The sequence below is a fragment of the Pseudomonas sp. B21-059 genome (assembly GCF_026016285.1).
Taxonomy (GTDB): Bacteria; Pseudomonadota; Gammaproteobacteria; order Pseudomonadales; family Pseudomonadaceae; genus Aquipseudomonas; species Aquipseudomonas danubii.
On the sequence record NZ_CP087201.1, the window covers coordinates 4143320 to 4157585 of the forward strand.

Sequence of the window (14266 nt, forward strand, 5' to 3'; positions counted from 1 at the left end):
CCCCTGTTCACGGGCAATACCTGACCCGGCTGCACCACAACAATCACAGACCGCAGCCCCCCAACGACCTTCCACTGCCAAAACTCGACAACTATAAAATCAAGAGGTTTTGTGATGATTCCAGATACCTTCGGGGCCTGCGAGCACCCGACGCTGCAACGCACCCTGCATAACCGTCATATCCAGCTCATGGCCATGGGCGGCGCCATCGGCACCGGGCTGTTCATGGGCTCGGGCAAGATCATCGCCATGTCCGGCACCTCGATCATCCTGATCTACATGATCATCGGCCTGTTCGTGTACCTGGTGATGCGCGCCATGGGCGAGCTGCTGCTGTCGAACCTGAACTTCAAGAGCTTTGCCGATTTCGCCGGTGCCTATCTGGGGCCCCAGGCGGCGTTCTTCCTCGGCTGGTCCTACTGGCTGAGCTGGAGTGTCGCGGTGGTGGGCGATGCCGTGGTGGTGGGCGGTTTCTTCCAGTACTGGTTCCCCGATGTACCGGCCTGGGTTCCCGCCATCGCCATGATGCTGACCCTGTTCGCCCTCAACGTGCTGACGGTGAAACTGTTCGGCGAGGTGGAGTTCTGGTTCGCCATCATCAAGATCATCGCCGTGGTCACTCTGATCGCGGTGAGCCTGGTGCTGATCGCCACCGCCTTTGTCTCGCCGTCCGGGGTGAGCGCCTCCCTGAACCACCTGCTGGACCGCCAGGCCGCCTTTCCCAACGGCCTGCTGGGCTTCTTCGCCGGTTTCCAGATGGCGATCTTCTCCTTTGCCGGCACCGAGCTGATCGGCACCGCCGCGGCGGAGACCCGCGACCCGCGCCGGACCCTGCCCAAGGCCATCAACGCGATTCCGCTGCGCATCATCCTGTTCTATGTGCTGGCCCTGGCATGCATCATCGCCGTGACCTCCTGGCAGCAGGTGTCGCCGAGCAAGAGCCCGTTCGTGGAGTTGTTCCTGATCGCCGGCTTCCCGGCTGCGGCGGGCATCGTCAATTTCGTGGTGCTGACCTCCGCGGCTTCCTCGGCCAACAGCGGCGTGTTCTCCGCCAGTCGCATGCTCTTCGGCCTGGCGGACCAGGGCAACGCACCACGCGTGTTCAAACGCCTGTCAGGGCATAGCGTGCCGGTGATCAGCCTGGCCTTCACCAGCCTGCTGATGCTGCTGGGGGTGCTGTTGCTGTACGTGGTTCCGGAGGTGATGACCGCCTTCACCCTGGTGTCGACGGTGTCGGCGATCCTGGTGATCTTCACCTGGTCGACCATCCTCGCGTCCTACATCGCCTACCGCAAAAAGCACCCTGAACTGCACGCCGGTTCCCAGTACAAGATGCCGGGCGGCGTGCCCATGGCCTGGTTCGCCCTGGCGTTCCTGCTGTTCGTCCTGGCCTTGCTGGCCCTGCGCCCGGATACCCGCCTGGCCCTGTGCGTGATGCCGGCGTGGTTCGTCTGGCTGGCCATTGCCTATCGCCTGACGGCCGGGCGCAAGGGGCGGACACCAGTGCAAGCGGCGGCGCAATACCGCTGAGGCGCGAGCCTGAAAGACTTGGCCAGGGAGCGGCCCTGTCGGAGCCCGGTCCTGCGTGCAAAAGCATCGACAGAGCCCCCCTCGTCTTGTTCTACTCCCGCCGCCATCGCCGTTGCCAGGGAGTGCTCACATGCAAGTCGCAGGACCCACCTTTGAAGAGGTGTTCAGGAAAAACCTCAAACGCGTCCTCAACTACTGGAGCCAGATCGGCACCGTCATCGGCCTGAGCGCCGCCGCGCTGGGGCTGTTCAGCCTGTACATGTACACCCGGGCCATCGGCCGCACCGACCTGTTCATGGCCTCCATCGATGCCAGATCGGCGCTGGTGGTCTGGCTGGTCATGGTGCTGTTTCTCATGCTGATCTACTTGCTGCTGCTTACGGTCACCACCCTGCTGTTCGGGCTGGCAAACGATGTGTTTCGCAACACTCCAGAACACATGAACGATGTGGTGGTATGGCTGACCTTGCCGGTCCTGGCAGGCTTCCTGACCCTGATCGTGCTCAGCTACTACGTGCATCTGGGTGAGGCACTGGCGTCGCTGATACTGGTGGCGGTGGTGGTACTGGTGACAGCGCTGGTGATGTCACGCCCCGCGTTCAAACGCGTGATCCACAGCAGTCTGGAGAAACACCCCGCTGCGGGCAGGGGCACCTGGGGTGGCCTGTTCGTGACCCTGACACTCTGCCTGCTGGGCACGGTGATCTCGGGGATCTTCACCAGCCTGCTGATCATCAATGCCTACAACAACGAAGTGTCCAATGACTCGCCACACTTACCGGCCTTGTTGAACTTCCTGGGGCTGCTCTTCTCCTTGCTGCCCATCGTGTTCTTCTACTGCAAGGCCGGTAGTCCCTACAAACGGGTCTTCTATGCCCTGATGTGCACCCTGCTCCTGACCGCAGCCTTTCTTCTGGTGCTGCCCGGAGCCATGAGCCAGATCACCTACAAGGCCGCCGGCAGCCTGGATGTGCGTCAGGACGGAATCGAACGATTCGTGCTGCACGATGACCTCGAACTGCATGACCTGGACCCACTGATGTGGAACACCCGCCAGACCTCTGAGCGGCGCCTGGAAGTTCAAGGCTTTCAACTCTTCTCTTTCGGCGAGGCCCTGTTGATCTGCCCCAAGGGGCTGCGCAACCTGGCGCTGAACCAGATGCACCGCTATACCCGCACCTGCATCAGGACCCGCAACAGCGCGGTAACCCGCAAGCCGGCAAAACCGCTGTATGGCCAAAACCGCGCCTGTGCCGGTGCCGCGCCACCGGCGGCATGCTGGAAACCCCAAGGCTCCTGAATCCCCCCAACTGCTGAACCCCCAGGCCGCAGGCTCAGGGCGCCGGGTTGACCATCAACGAGGGTGCCAGGCTGTCTTGGTTCTGCAAGCCAGGAGCGCAGGCGACAAAGTCCTCCTTGCGCAGCACCACCAGGGCAATCAGGGACACCACCCCGGTGGCCACGTAGAAATACCAGGGCGAGGTGATGTCTCCGGTGAGCTTGATCAGCCAGGTGGAGATCAGCGGTGCACTGCCACCGAACACCGCCACGGGAATGTTGTAGGCCACGGCAATCCCGGTGGAGCGGATGCGGGTCGGCAGCAGTTCGCTCATCAGGGCATAGGTCGAGGAGGCGTAGAGTCCGAACAGGATCGCCACCGCCATCAGCGGCCAGAACAGCGTGGCCGGGGTGGCGTTGGGCGCCGACTTGAAGAACCAGTACATGGCCAGGGTGGCCAGGGTGCCGATCACCATCAGGAACGGCTTGCGTCCGTAGCGGTCGGTGAAGGCGCCGCCCAGGGGCATGACCAGCGCCGCCGAGAGGCTGGCGACGAACACATAGAGCAAGGTAGTGCCGCTGTCGAACTTGAGGGTGTTGGACATGTAGGTCGAGGCGAAGGTCAGCACCAGGTAAAAGATCGAGCTGTGCAGGGTGATGATGAAGAACACCAGGGCAATCGAGCGCTTCCACTGCCAGACCTCCCGCAGCGGTGCCTTGGAGGTCTCTCCGGCGTGCACCAGGGCCAGGAACTCCGGGCTGTCTTCGAGCTTCAGGCGGATGTACAGCGAGATGAACCCCAGGGGGCCGGCGATCAGGAACGGAATTCGCCAGCCCCAGTCCTGCATCAACTCGGCCCCCAGGGCCCAGGTCATGCCATTGGCCACGGCGCCGCCCAGCAACAGGCCGAGCACCGCGGTGACCATCAGCCAGCAGGTGGCGAAGCCCCGGCGCCCGGGCCCGGCGTACTCGGAAATGAAGCTGGTGATGGTGCCGATCTCGCCTCCGGCGGAAAACCCCTGCACGCAGCGGATCAGCACCAGGAGGATCGGCGCGGCGATGCCGATGCTGGCGTAGGTCGGCAGCAGGCCCAGCAGGCAGGTGGAACCGGCCATCAGCATCAGTACGGTGATCAGGGTCTTGCGCCGCCCGATCTTGTCCGCCAGGGGGCCGAAGAACAGCCCGCCCAGGGGACGGATGAAAAAGCTCAGGGCAAAGGCCGCAAAGCTCGCCAAGAGGCTGCTGGTGGGGTCATCGGAGACGAAGAACGCCTTGCCGATGTACAGCGCCAGGAACCCATAGACGCCGTAGTCGTACCACTCGATCAAGTGGCCCGAGGTCGCGCCGATAAAGGCCCGGCGCCGCTGGCGCTGGGGGTTGCAAGAGGTCATGTCCATGTTGGGAGACTCCTGTCGTATTGCTGTCCATGGAAAAAATCTTTCAGAGGTCGGCGATGGACCCTGTGGGGTCCTGCAACCACTGGCGCAAGCGGGTCTTGAGAATCTTGCCGTAGCTGTTCTTGGGCAGCTCGCGGCAAAACAGGTATTTCCTGGGCTTCTTGAACGAGGCCATGCGGGTCACGAACCATTGGTTGAGTGCCTGAGCATCGAGGCCGCCTGGGCAGCGCAGCACCACGAAAGCCACCACCGACTCGCCCCACTCGGCATCCGCCTGCCCCACCACGCAGACCTCGAACACCCCGGGATGCTGCATCAGCACCTCTTCCACCTCCCGTGGGTAGATATTGCTGCCGCCGGAAATGATCACGTCCTTGGAGCGGTCCGTGAGGGTCAGCAACCCGCGACTGTCGAGAAAGCCGATATCGCCGGTGAGCAACCAGCCGTCCACCAGGGTCGCCTGAGTAGCTGATGGGTTGTCCCAGTAGCCGTGCATCACCGGGGCCCCGCGCACAGCGATTTCCCCGGGTTCGCCGGGGCCCAGGCGCTGTCCATCGGCATCGACTATCCGCACCTCCACACAGGACTGCGGCCGCCCCACCGAGGCCGCGATTGCGGGCCAGTCGGGGTGCTCGCGGTCGGCGATCTGCTCCCGGGACAGGGCGCTGATGGTCATCGGACACTCGCCCTGGCCGTAGATCTGCACCAACCGCGGGCCGAAGGTATCCAGGGCCTGGCCCAGGTCCGCCAGGTACATGGGGGCCCCACCGTAGACAAGGGTCTTGATCCCCGCGCCGTCATAGCCTTGCTGCCGGGCCTGCTCGACCATGCGCTTGACCATGGTCGGGGCGGCAAACAGGCTGACCTGCCCCAGTTCCTGCGCCAACCCGAACAGCTCCTGCGCATCGAACCCCCGTGACTCCGGCACCACATGCCGGGCCCCGCAGCGCACGTGAATGAAGTTGTAGAGCCCGGCCCCGTGAGACATCGGCGCGGCATAGACCACCGCATCAGTGGCCTGCACCGGGTCCACATCCAGCGGGTAGCACAGCGACATGGCCATCAGGTTGCCGTGCGACAGCATCACCCCCTTGGAACGGCCGGTGGTGCCCGAGGTGTAAAACAGCCAGGCCAGATCATCGTCCCTGCGCGGACAGGGCTCCAGCAGCTCGTGGTCCGGGGCTGGCGCCGGCGCGGGGCTGGCGTAACCGGGCAACTCGCGGCAGTTGTCCGGCAAGTCCTTAAGCTCGAAAGTCCGCCCGCTGTCGGTATAGATCGCCCGAGCCCCGGCGTTGCCGACGATCCAGGCCGCCTCCCGCGGATGCAGCTTGCTGTTGACCGGCACCGCCACCGCCCCGCTCCACCAGATGGCGTAGAGCAGTTCCAGGTAGTCGCAACTGTTCTTCATCAGCAACGCCACCCGCTCCCCCGGGGCGATGCCATGGCCGTGGCGCAACTGCAGGGCCCGAGCCCGGACCCGGGTTGCGAAGTCCTGATAGTCGGCCACCTGGCGGCAGCCCTCGAACAACGCTGGACGCTGAGGCCAGCGTTGAGCCGCATCCAGCAGCCAATGAGCGATGTTCATGCTCAGGTCCTGACCGCTTGCAGGACCGAGGCGTAGTTGGCCACCGCCATCCCGCCCATGTTGAACAGCAAGCCGAACTCGGCACGGGGCACGCCCAGGCCAATGGGCTCGCCGATCAATTGGCGAAAGCCCAGGGCATGCATCGAGACCCCGGTGGCGCCCACCGGGTGGCCCTTGGCCTTGAGCCCACCGGACAGGTTGACCGGCAAACGACCGCCCTGGCGCACGATGCCCTCATCCAGCGCCCGATGGCCTTCGCCCTTGGGCGCCAGGCCCATGGCCTCGTAGATCAACAGCTCGGCGATGGTGAAGCAGTCATGGACCTCGGCGAAGTTCATGTCCCCCAGGCTCACCCCGGCCTCGCGCAAGGCGCCGTGGATGGCCCGCTGCGGGCCGTCGAAGGCGAGGATGTCGCGACTGGCCATCGGCAGCAGGTCATTGACCTGGCTCAGGGAGCGGATCGCCACCTCGCGCCGGAACGAGCGGGCGCGCTGCGGTGACGCCAGGACAATGGCCGCCGCGCCGTCACTGATCAGCGAGCAGTCGGTGAGGCGCAGCGACGGCGCGATCAGCGGATTGCTCTGGGACACATTGTTGCAATGCTCGAAGTCCATCGGCCGATGCATCTGCGCCAGCGGGTTGGCCATGGCATTGGCGTGGTTCTTCACCGCAATCGCCGCCATCGAGGCCAGCGGGCTGTGGTAGCGCTCGGTGTACTGCTGCGCGACCCGGGCAAACAGCTGCGCAAAGCTCAGGCCGGCCTCCTGCGGATCATTTTGGTAACCGGCTCCGGCCAGGGCTTGGGTGACCTCGGCGGTGGAGTTGCCGGTCATCTTTTCCGCCCCCACCACCAGCACCAGTTCAGCGGCGCCGCTGCGGATCGCGTTGACCCCGGCCTGAATCCCCGCCGAGCCCGAGGCGCAGGCGTTCTCGCAGCGGGTGGCCGGTTTGAAGCGCAATTGCGGGTCGGCCTGCAGCATCAGCGAGGCCGGGAAACCGTCCGGCACCAGGCCTGAGTTGAAGTGTCCGAGGAACAGGGCGTCGATCTCGGCGGCGTCAATCGCAGCATCCGCCAGGGCTTCACGAGTGACCTGGACAATCAGGTCCTCGAGGGTCGAACCCTGCAGACGGCCGAAAGACGTGTGGGCAGCAGCAACAATGGATACGGAAGCATGGGTCATGGTGATTTTCTTCTGTGCTTGAAGCGGGCATTCCATACAATGGCGAGCGCCGAAATCAGACGCTAGTTGGGGCAACTACGTACAGCAGTAAGTAGTACCCCGCTCGCCAGAGCGGCGCACCGACTTCCACGAGGCAGGATGCCCCATGACCGTATATGCCCAGCAGCTCCAGGACCTCGAGCGCCTGGCCTTTCAGGTTTCACCCGCACCGCAGTTGATCACCGGGCATCGGCGCATGCTCGATTGCAACCAGGCCTTCCTGCGCCTGTTCGGCTATGAGCGCGAACAGCTGCTGGATCACCTGACCCTGTTGCTGTATCCCTCCCAGGCCGATTACCAGAGCATTGGCGAACGCAGCGAACACTGGCTGCGCAACGGCCAGGGCGCGTCCTACACGGACGAACGCTTTATGCAGCACCGCAACGGCGAAGTGTTCTGGGCCCGGGCCCACGGCTTTTCCCTGACCCCGGACGATCCGTTCGGGCTGATGATCTGGCACTTCGAACGCCTGGACCGGCCGTTGGCGCCGACCGTGCGCCTGACCCCTCGCGAGCGGGAAATTTCCCTGCACATCGTCAACGGCCTGACCTGCAAGGAAGTGGCGCGCAAACTGGCGATTTCCCATCGCACGGTGGAGGTGCACCGCGCGCGCCTGATGAAGAAGCTGCAGGCCAAGAACAGCGCCGAGCTGGTGTCGAAGATCATCTACATCCGTTGAAGCGCCACCCAGCGGCGCCTGCCGCTAAGCCAGCAGCTCGCTGGCGCTCATGCGCAGCAGACGCGAAGCCCCCAGCGTGGTGCCCTGCAGTGATTCACCCGCAAACAGCAGCTGATTGGCAGCGGCCATTTCGGCGCTTCTGTTGGCGACGAGCTCGTAGGTCTTGCGCGGCAGCACCTCGCTCCAGCCGTTTTCAAAGGTGTCGTAGGCAAGGGTCAGCGCGGCGGTGAAGTAGTGCTGGCCGGCCACCGGAACCCGGACCTCTTCACCCTTCTCATCCAGGGCGATGAAGTGGTTGGGCAGGTGTTTCACCCCCAGGCGCTTGAGCACGATCCAGGCCAGGGCCGATGGCACGAAGGCGTTGAGTTTTTCCGCGGCGATGGCCGAGTAGCCACGCGCCTGCAGCAGTTGGACGATGTCGTCCTCGCTGGCCTCGGGGTGGTCGGCCATCAACCCCAGGGTATCGAGTACGCCCTGATGGGCATTGGCGTGATCCAGGCAGCAGCTGCAGTCCGGCGAGTGCGAATCGTCATGCATGATCGGTCGATGATCCCTATCGGTCTTGGTGAGGGGGCGCAGGATAAACCCTGCGCCCGCCTCTCCACCAGCAAGCGCCGGTTACTTGATGACGATGGGGTTCACCGGTGCCCCGCTGCCGCCGACGATCTTCAACGGCGCGGCGGTGTAGAGGAAGGTCCACTGGCCGTCGGCGGCGCAATCCTCGGCCAGGTCTTCGAGCAGCACGATCTCGGTGAAGGCGATCCCCAGGTTGCGCATCAACGCGCAGTGCAGCGGAATCTGCACCCCGGACACCGGGTCGGTGATCACTTCGTTGGCGATGGTGTCGGTCACCAGATTGGGGATTTCCATCTGGTTGAACCAGTCCACCAGTTCGCGACTGTAGGTCAGCCCCGGCTCCACCAGGTCCTTGAAGAACTCGGTCTTGCCGTATTCGTAGAAGGCGCCCATGGAACCGGTGCGGATGATCAGGATGTCGCGCTTCTCGATGGCCACGCCCTGGGCCTTGGCGGCGGCCAGCAGGTCCAGGTGATTGAAGGTTTCGCCGCGGCCCAGGTACTTCTTGCCGCGGTGCCGGGCCATGTCGATCAGCACCGCGCGACCCACCACGCCGCGCTCGGCAATCGGCAGCACGCTGGCCTTGGCCATGCCGCCGACGGTGCTGCTGGCGTCGTAGCCGTTCCACAACTGGTTGTCGTACCAGGCGTGGCCCAGGGCGTCGTACTGGGTCGAGCCCTGCAGTTGCATGAAGATCACGTCGTCGCAGTACTCGGCACCCCCGGTCATGGACGGCTGCTTGCCGGCCTGATAGTGGCTGCGGTCCAGGGTGTTGAAGCGCATCGAGGGGTTGCGCGCCGGCCACATCGGGTCGCCGCCGGGGTGGCCGATCTGCACCTGCAGGGTGAAGGTCTTGCCCTGGCGCACCGCAGCAACACCGCGCAGCACCTCGGCCTGTTGCAGGTAGTTGAGGGCGCCGACCTCGTCGTCCGGGCCCCACTTGCCCCAGTTCTTTGGCAGGCCTTCAAGCAGCTGCTTGGTATTGGGGTGGCTGGTGTTGTTATCGATCCCACACATGTCGAATGCACTCCATTGATTGGGTTGAAACGGGCGAAAATGCCCGCAGGGCCTTGCTTGGGTGATCAACCGTCAAGCCCCGGCGCCCGCTGGAACTTTGCGGCCCTGCGGGCCGTTCGCAGCCTGCGGCAGCGGCTACACCAGCCCGGATTGACACTGGCTGTAGCCGCTGCCGAGCCACGGCGAGGCTGCGAAAAGGCCCGCAGGGCCTTGCCCGGCGATCAACCGTCAACCCCAGGCGCCCGCTGGAACTTTGCGGCCCTGCGGGCCGTTCGCAGCCTGCGGCAGCGGCTACACCAGTCCGGATTGACATTGGCTGTAGCCGCTGCCGAGCCACGGCGAGGCTGCGAAAAGGCCCGCAGGGCCTTGCCTGGCGATCAACCGTCAAGCCCCGGCGCCCGCTGGAACTTTGCGGCCCTGCGGGCCGTTCGCAGCCTGCGGCAGCGGCTACACAAAGCACGGATTACCCGCGGGCCTGGAGGGTTTTACAGATCATCACACGCAACGTCCACCATCCACTTCCAGGCAGGTGCCAGTGATGAACGCGGCTTCGTCGGAGGCCAGGTACAGGCAGGCGTTGGCCACGTCCTGGGGGGTGGAGAAGCGCCCCAGGGGAATGCTCGCCATGAATTTCTGGCGGTTCTCCGGGGTGTCCGGCACGCCCATGAACTCACTGAGCAGGGCCGTGGCGCCGACCACCGGGTTGACGCAGTTGACACGGATGTTGTCCGGCCCGAGCTCGGCGGCCATGGTCTTGCTCATCACTACCACCGCGCCCTTGCTGCCGTTGTACCAGACCAGCCCCGGGCGCGGCCGGATCGCCGCGGTGGAGGCAATGTTGATGAACACCCCGCCGCCCTGACCGCGAAAATGCGGCACGAAGTACTTGGCGCTCAGATAGATGCTCTTCACGTTGACCGCAAACACCCGGTCGAACTCGGCCTCGTCCACTTCCAGCATCGGCCGGTTGCGATGGGTGGTGCCGGCGTTGTTGACCACGATGTCCAGGCCGCCGTAGTGCTCCAGGGTATTGCGCAGCAAGGCGCCAACGCTGGCGTCCTGGGCCACGTTGACCTCGATGAAGTGGGCCTGGCCGCCGGCGGCGCGGATCTCGTCCACCACCCGCTGGCCGCCCGTGGCGTTCATGTCGGCGACGATGACCCGGGCGCCCTGCTGGGCGAAGGTCTTGGCGATGCCCTCACCAAAGCCGGAACCGGCGCCGGTGACGATGGCAGTCTTGTTGGCTAGACGCATGGGAGTGACTCCTGTTTTTGTTGTTATGGGCCGCCGTCGTGGCGGCCATCAGTCGTGACGAATGGCGATGGTCTTCAAGGTGGTGAAACCCAGCAGCGCCTCGAAGCCCTTCTCCCGGCCATACCCGCTGGCCTTGACCCCGCCGAAGGGCAGTTCGACACCGCCACCGGCGCCGTAGTTGTTGATGAACACCTGGCCGCAGCGCAGCTTGTGGGCCATGCGCAATTGCCGCGCGCCGTCGCGGGTCCAGACCCCGGCCACCAGGCCGAAGGCGCTGTCGTTAGCCAGGCGAATGGCTTCGGCTTCGTCCTCGAAGGGCAGCACCGCCAGCACCGGGCCGAACACTTCCTCCCGGGCCAGACGGCTGTCTGGCGGCACATCGCGAAACAGCACCGCCTCCTGGAAATAGCCGCCGTTGCCGGCCTCGGGCACCACCTGCCCGCGCGCCGCCACCGGGATACCGGCGGCCTCGGCTTCGCGGACGAATTCGCGCACCTGGCGCAGTTGCTTCTGATTGATCAGCGGGCCCATGTCCAGGTCCAGCTCCGAGGGCCCGGCGCGCAGTTGGCCAAAGCACTGGGCCAGGCGTTCCAGCAGCGGTTCATAGAGGCTGCGCTGCACCAGCAGGCGGCTGCCGGCGGAACAGGTCTGGCCGCAGTTCTGCACGATGGCGTTGATCAGCACCGGCAGCGCCCGCTCCACATCAGCGTCGGCAAACACGATCTGCGGCGACTTGCCCCCCAGCTCCAGGGTTACCGGGCAATGGCGTTCGGCGGCGGCCTTGGCCACCAGTGCGCCGGTGCCGGTGGAACCGGTAAAGGAGATATGCGCGATGCCAGGATGGGCGCACAACGCGGCGCCGGCTTCGTGGCCATAGCCGCTCACCACGTTGATCGTGCCTGCCGGGAAGCCGACCTTGGCCGCCAGTTCCGCCAGGCGCAGCAGCGACAGGCTGGCGTCCTCGGCGGGCTTGACCACACAGGCGTTGCCCGCCGCCAGGGCGGCGCCGATGCTGCGGCCGAAGATCTGCATCGGGTAGTTCCAGGGAATGATGTGCCCGGTGACGCCGTGGGGCTCGCGCACCGTGAGCACGGTGTAGCCGGCCTGATAGGGCAAGGTGTCGCCATGGAGTTTGTCGGCGGCCCCGGCGTAGTACTCGAAGTAGCGCGCCAGGGCGGTGGCGTCGGCTCGGGCCACCTTCAGCGCCTTGCCGGTGTCCCGGGCCTCGATCTGCGCCAGCTCTTCATGGTGCTCCAGCACTGCGTGTCCCAGGCGGGCCAGCAGGCGCCCACGCTCCAGGGCGCAAAGGCTGCCCCAGGGCCCGTCGAAGTTGTCCCCCAGGGCCCGTTGCGCGGCCTGCACCGCCAGGTCGATGTCCTCGGCGGTGCCCCGGGCGATGTGCGCATAGGCGATGCCGGTGCTGGGGTCGAGTACGGGAATGTCCTCGGCCCAGGACGAGGCTTGCCATTGGTTGTCGATGTAGTGTTCGAGGCTCATGTTCATCAGTTCCTGTTTCCAGCCAGACATTCGGCTATGGCCCGCCCGACTTCCACGGTACTGGCATTGCCGCCCATTTCCCGGGTGCGCGGGCCTTCGGCGAGCACCGTCTCGATGCTGGCGACAATCGCTGCCGCGGCCCGCTGGTAGAGCTCATCCCCCTGCCCCAGGTGCTCGATCATCAGCGCCGCCGACCAGATCTGACCAATCGGGTTGGCCACCCCCAGCCCGGCGATATCTGGCGCCGAGCCATGCACCGGTTCGAACAGCGAAGGGTACAGACGCTCGGGGTTGAGGTTGGCCGAGGGCGCGATGCCGATGGTGCCGGTGCAGGCCGGTCCCAGGTCGGAGAGGATGTCGCCGAACAGATTGGAGGCCACCACCACATCGAACCAGTCCGGGTGCTGGACGAAGTGCGCGCAGAGAATGTCGATGTGGAACTTGCGCGTCTCGACCTGGGGATAGGCCTTGGCCAGCGCCTCCACCCGCTCGTCCCAGAACGGCATGGTGATGGCGATGCCATTGGACTTGGTGGCCGCCACCAGGTTACGCCGGGGACGGCGGCTGGCCAGCTCGAAGGCGTACTTCACCACCCGGTCCACGCCGTGACGGGAAAACACCGACTCCTGCAAGGCAATCTCCCGCGGGGTGCCCTCCCACATCCGCCCACCGACGCTGGAGTACTCGCCTTCGGTGTTTTCCCGCACCACGATGAAATCGATGTCCCCCGGCACCCGTCCGGCCAGCGGGCACGGCACCCCGGGCATCAGGCGCACCGGACGGATATTCACGTATTGGTCGAACTGGCGGCGGATCTTCAGCAGCGAATCCCAGACCGCAATATGGTCGGGGACGATGTCCGGGGCGCCGACGGCGCCGAAGAAGATCGCCTCGTGGTCGCCGATCTGCTCGGCCCAGTCCTCGGGCATCATGCTGCCGTGGGCCTGGTAGTGCTCGCTGCACCAGTTGAAATGATCGAACTGAAGATCGATGCCGAAGCGCCGGCTGACGGCTTCCAGCACGCGCAGGCCTTCGGGAACCACTTCGCGGCCGATGCCGTCACCGGCGATCACCGCGATGCGATGGGGAGGTTTTACAGCGGGATTGATCCTGGACAAGCCGTATCTCCTGGTCTGACGTGTTGTTGTTATCGAGGCAGGTCAAGCGCACGGGCGAGCCCATTCTGGGCACGGGGAAGCGCCCAGGGGAATTGCTCATTGTGGAAACCGCCTTCGCAAAATTCGAAGGCTCGCGGCGCCAAGCTGCCAGGGGGCCGCGACTAGAGCGGCGGCGCCGCGCTGCGATCGCAGTCAGCCAGGTAGTCGAAGAGCTCGCGGCTGGCCAGGGAAGGTTGCTCCCGGCGTCGGCACAGGAACATCTGACGATCGGCCCAGGGGTCGTCGATTTCGATAAAACGCAAGGCCATCTCCTTGCGAAAGATCTGCACCGCGCCCTGGGGCAACACCCCCACGCCCTGCCCGGCGGCGATCAGCCGGCACACCGCCTCGAAGCTGCGCACCTGCACTCGCAGGCGCAGGGGCATGCTCACCGCAGCCGCAGCCTCGGTGATCAACGGAGTGATGGCGGCGTTGTCTTCCAGACCGACGAAGTCGTAGCCCAGCAAGTCCTGGAAGCGCGCATGGCTCATCTTGAACGGATGAGCCTGGGGCACGATCAGGCACAGGCGGTCACGGCAATAGGGCTTGAAGTACAGGTCCCGGGCCTGGGGCAAGGTGGTGACGATGCCCACATCGGCGATGCCGTCGCGCACCGCCAGAAGAATCTCGCGGCTGCGCTCTTCGCGAATGTCCACGCGAATCCCCGGGTGCAGGTCGCTCCACTGGGTCAACTGCCGGGGCAGTTCCTGGCTCATCGCCGAGCTGTTGGCGTACAGGCTGACCCGGCCGGTGGCGCCCTTGGCAAAGTCGGCCAGGTCAGCGTGCATCACATCCACCGCCCGCAGGAGGCTGCGTGCATGTTCGGCCAGGGCCTGCCCCGCCGCCGTCGGCTGCACCCCGGTGGAGGTGCGGGTCAGCAGCGCCACCTTGAAGTGTTGCTCCAGCAGCGACAGACGCCGGCTGGCGGCCGACAGCGACAGGTGCGACTGCTCGGCGGCCCGGGACAGGTTGCCCAGGGTCAGGGCCTTGAGAAACAGCTCGATGGAAGTCAGGTCCGGAGACATGGCGGAGTCCTTGTGCGCAGTGCGTGAAAACTACGCAGTTGGCGCCGCCCT

Annotated in this window: 12 protein-coding genes; 3 read left to right on the top strand and 9 right to left on the bottom strand. The window is 65.2% G+C overall.

The genetic code is table 11. From position 1 onward, the window contains the following. Positions 1–114: 114 nt before the first annotated feature. On the top strand, positions 115–1530 hold the full coding sequence (locus tag LOY69_RS18270) for an amino acid permease (RefSeq protein WP_110596709.1): 1416 nt from the start codon (positions 115–117) through the stop codon (positions 1528–1530). Positions 1531–1660: 130 nt separating this feature from the next. After that, on the top strand, positions 1661–2830 hold the full coding sequence (locus LOY69_RS18275; protein ID WP_265073370.1) for a hypothetical protein: 1170 nt from the start codon (positions 1661–1663) through the stop codon (positions 2828–2830). A 34-nt stretch (positions 2831–2864) separates the two neighbouring features. Here the strand turns inward: LOY69_RS18275 and LOY69_RS18280 are convergent, their stop codons facing one another. The 3 genes from LOY69_RS18280 to LOY69_RS18290 are packed head-to-tail and all read right to left on the bottom strand — an operon-like array spanning position 2865 to position 6971. Next, positions 2865–4205 (bottom strand): MFS transporter, encoded by a 1341-nt coding sequence (locus tag LOY69_RS18280; protein WP_102881531.1) that lies wholly within the window; start codon positions 4203–4205, stop codon positions 2865–2867. Positions 4206–4248: 43 nt separating this feature from the next. Beyond that, positions 4249–5790, bottom strand: coding sequence for a class I adenylate-forming enzyme family protein (locus LOY69_RS18285; protein WP_265073371.1), 1542 nt, complete (start codon positions 5788–5790; stop codon positions 4249–4251). A 2-nt stretch (positions 5791–5792) separates the two neighbouring features. Then, the gene (locus LOY69_RS18290) at positions 5793–6971 is read right to left on the bottom strand and encodes an acetyl-CoA acetyltransferase (protein ID WP_265073372.1); all 1179 of its coding nucleotides are present in this window, start codon (positions 6969–6971) and stop codon (positions 5793–5795) included. 145 nt (positions 6972–7116) lie between these two features. On the opposite strand from LOY69_RS18290, the gene LOY69_RS18295 reads away from it, so the two are divergent. After that, the gene (locus LOY69_RS18295; protein ID WP_102881534.1) at positions 7117–7689 is read left to right on the top strand and encodes a LuxR C-terminal-related transcriptional regulator; all 573 of its coding nucleotides are present in this window, start codon (positions 7117–7119) and stop codon (positions 7687–7689) included. A 24-nt stretch (positions 7690–7713) separates the two neighbouring features. Here the strand turns inward: LOY69_RS18295 and LOY69_RS18300 are convergent, their stop codons facing one another. From LOY69_RS18300 to LOY69_RS18325, 6 genes are all read right to left on the bottom strand, one after another. Then, a complete protein-coding gene (locus tag LOY69_RS18300; protein ID WP_265073373.1) occupies positions 7714–8226 on the bottom strand; it encodes a hypothetical protein in 513 nt (170 codons plus the stop codon). An 81-nt stretch (positions 8227–8307) separates the two neighbouring features. Continuing rightward, a complete protein-coding gene (locus LOY69_RS18305) occupies positions 8308–9282 on the bottom strand; it encodes a cyclase family protein (protein ID WP_110653276.1) in 975 nt (324 codons plus the stop codon). Positions 9283–9777: 495 nt separating this feature from the next. Further along, positions 9778–10536, bottom strand: coding sequence for an SDR family oxidoreductase (locus LOY69_RS18310; RefSeq protein ID WP_265073374.1), 759 nt, complete (start codon positions 10534–10536; stop codon positions 9778–9780). Between the two features lie 48 nt (positions 10537–10584). Then, positions 10585–12063 carry an aldehyde dehydrogenase family protein gene (locus LOY69_RS18315; protein ID WP_265073375.1) on the bottom strand — a complete coding sequence of 493 codons (1479 nt, stop codon included), beginning with the start codon at positions 12061–12063 and terminating at the stop codon, positions 10585–10587. Next, positions 12039–13151 carry a tartrate dehydrogenase gene (locus LOY69_RS18320; protein ID WP_170003497.1) on the bottom strand — a complete coding sequence of 371 codons (1113 nt, stop codon included), beginning with the start codon at positions 13149–13151 and terminating at the stop codon, positions 12039–12041. Before LOY69_RS18320 ends, LOY69_RS18315 begins: the two co-directional genes overlap by 25 nt. A 161-nt stretch (positions 13152–13312) precedes the next feature. Further along, positions 13313–14215 (bottom strand): LysR family transcriptional regulator, encoded by a 903-nt coding sequence (locus LOY69_RS18325; RefSeq protein ID WP_265073376.1) that lies wholly within the window; start codon positions 14213–14215, stop codon positions 13313–13315. Between the last annotated feature and the right edge of the window lie 51 nt (positions 14216–14266).

Bases quoted from the DNA above. Each gene is read 5' to 3' on its own strand.
- LOY69_RS18290 (WP_265073372.1), bottom strand. From the start codon at position 6,971: ATGACCCATGCTTCCGTATCCATTGTTGCTGCTGCCCACACGTCTTTC.
- LOY69_RS18325 (WP_265073376.1), bottom strand. From the start codon at position 14,215: ATGTCTCCGGACCTGACTTCCATCGAGCTGTTTCTCAAGGCCCTGACC.
- LOY69_RS18270 (WP_110596709.1), top strand. From the start codon at position 115: ATGATTCCAGATACCTTCGGGGCCTGCGAGCACCCGACGCTGCAACGC.
- LOY69_RS18285 (WP_265073371.1), bottom strand. From the start codon at position 5,790: ATGAACATCGCTCATTGGCTGCTGGATGCGGCTCAACGCTGGCCTCAG.
- LOY69_RS18315 (WP_265073375.1), bottom strand. From the start codon at position 12,063: ATGTCTGGCTGGAAACAGGAACTGATGAACATGAGCCTCGAACACTAC.
- LOY69_RS18310 (WP_265073374.1), bottom strand. From the start codon at position 10,536: ATGCGTCTAGCCAACAAGACTGCCATCGTCACCGGCGCCGGTTCCGGC.
- LOY69_RS18275 (WP_265073370.1), top strand. From the start codon at position 1,661: ATGCAAGTCGCAGGACCCACCTTTGAAGAGGTGTTCAGGAAAAACCTC.
- LOY69_RS18300 (WP_265073373.1), bottom strand. From the start codon at position 8,226: ATGCATGACGATTCGCACTCGCCGGACTGCAGCTGCTGCCTGGATCAC.
- LOY69_RS18305 (WP_110653276.1), bottom strand. From the start codon at position 9,282: ATGTGTGGGATCGATAACAACACCAGCCACCCCAATACCAAGCAGCTG.
- LOY69_RS18280 (WP_102881531.1), bottom strand. From the start codon at position 4,205: ATGGACATGACCTCTTGCAACCCCCAGCGCCAGCGGCGCCGGGCCTTT.
- LOY69_RS18295 (WP_102881534.1), top strand. From the start codon at position 7,117: ATGACCGTATATGCCCAGCAGCTCCAGGACCTCGAGCGCCTGGCCTTT.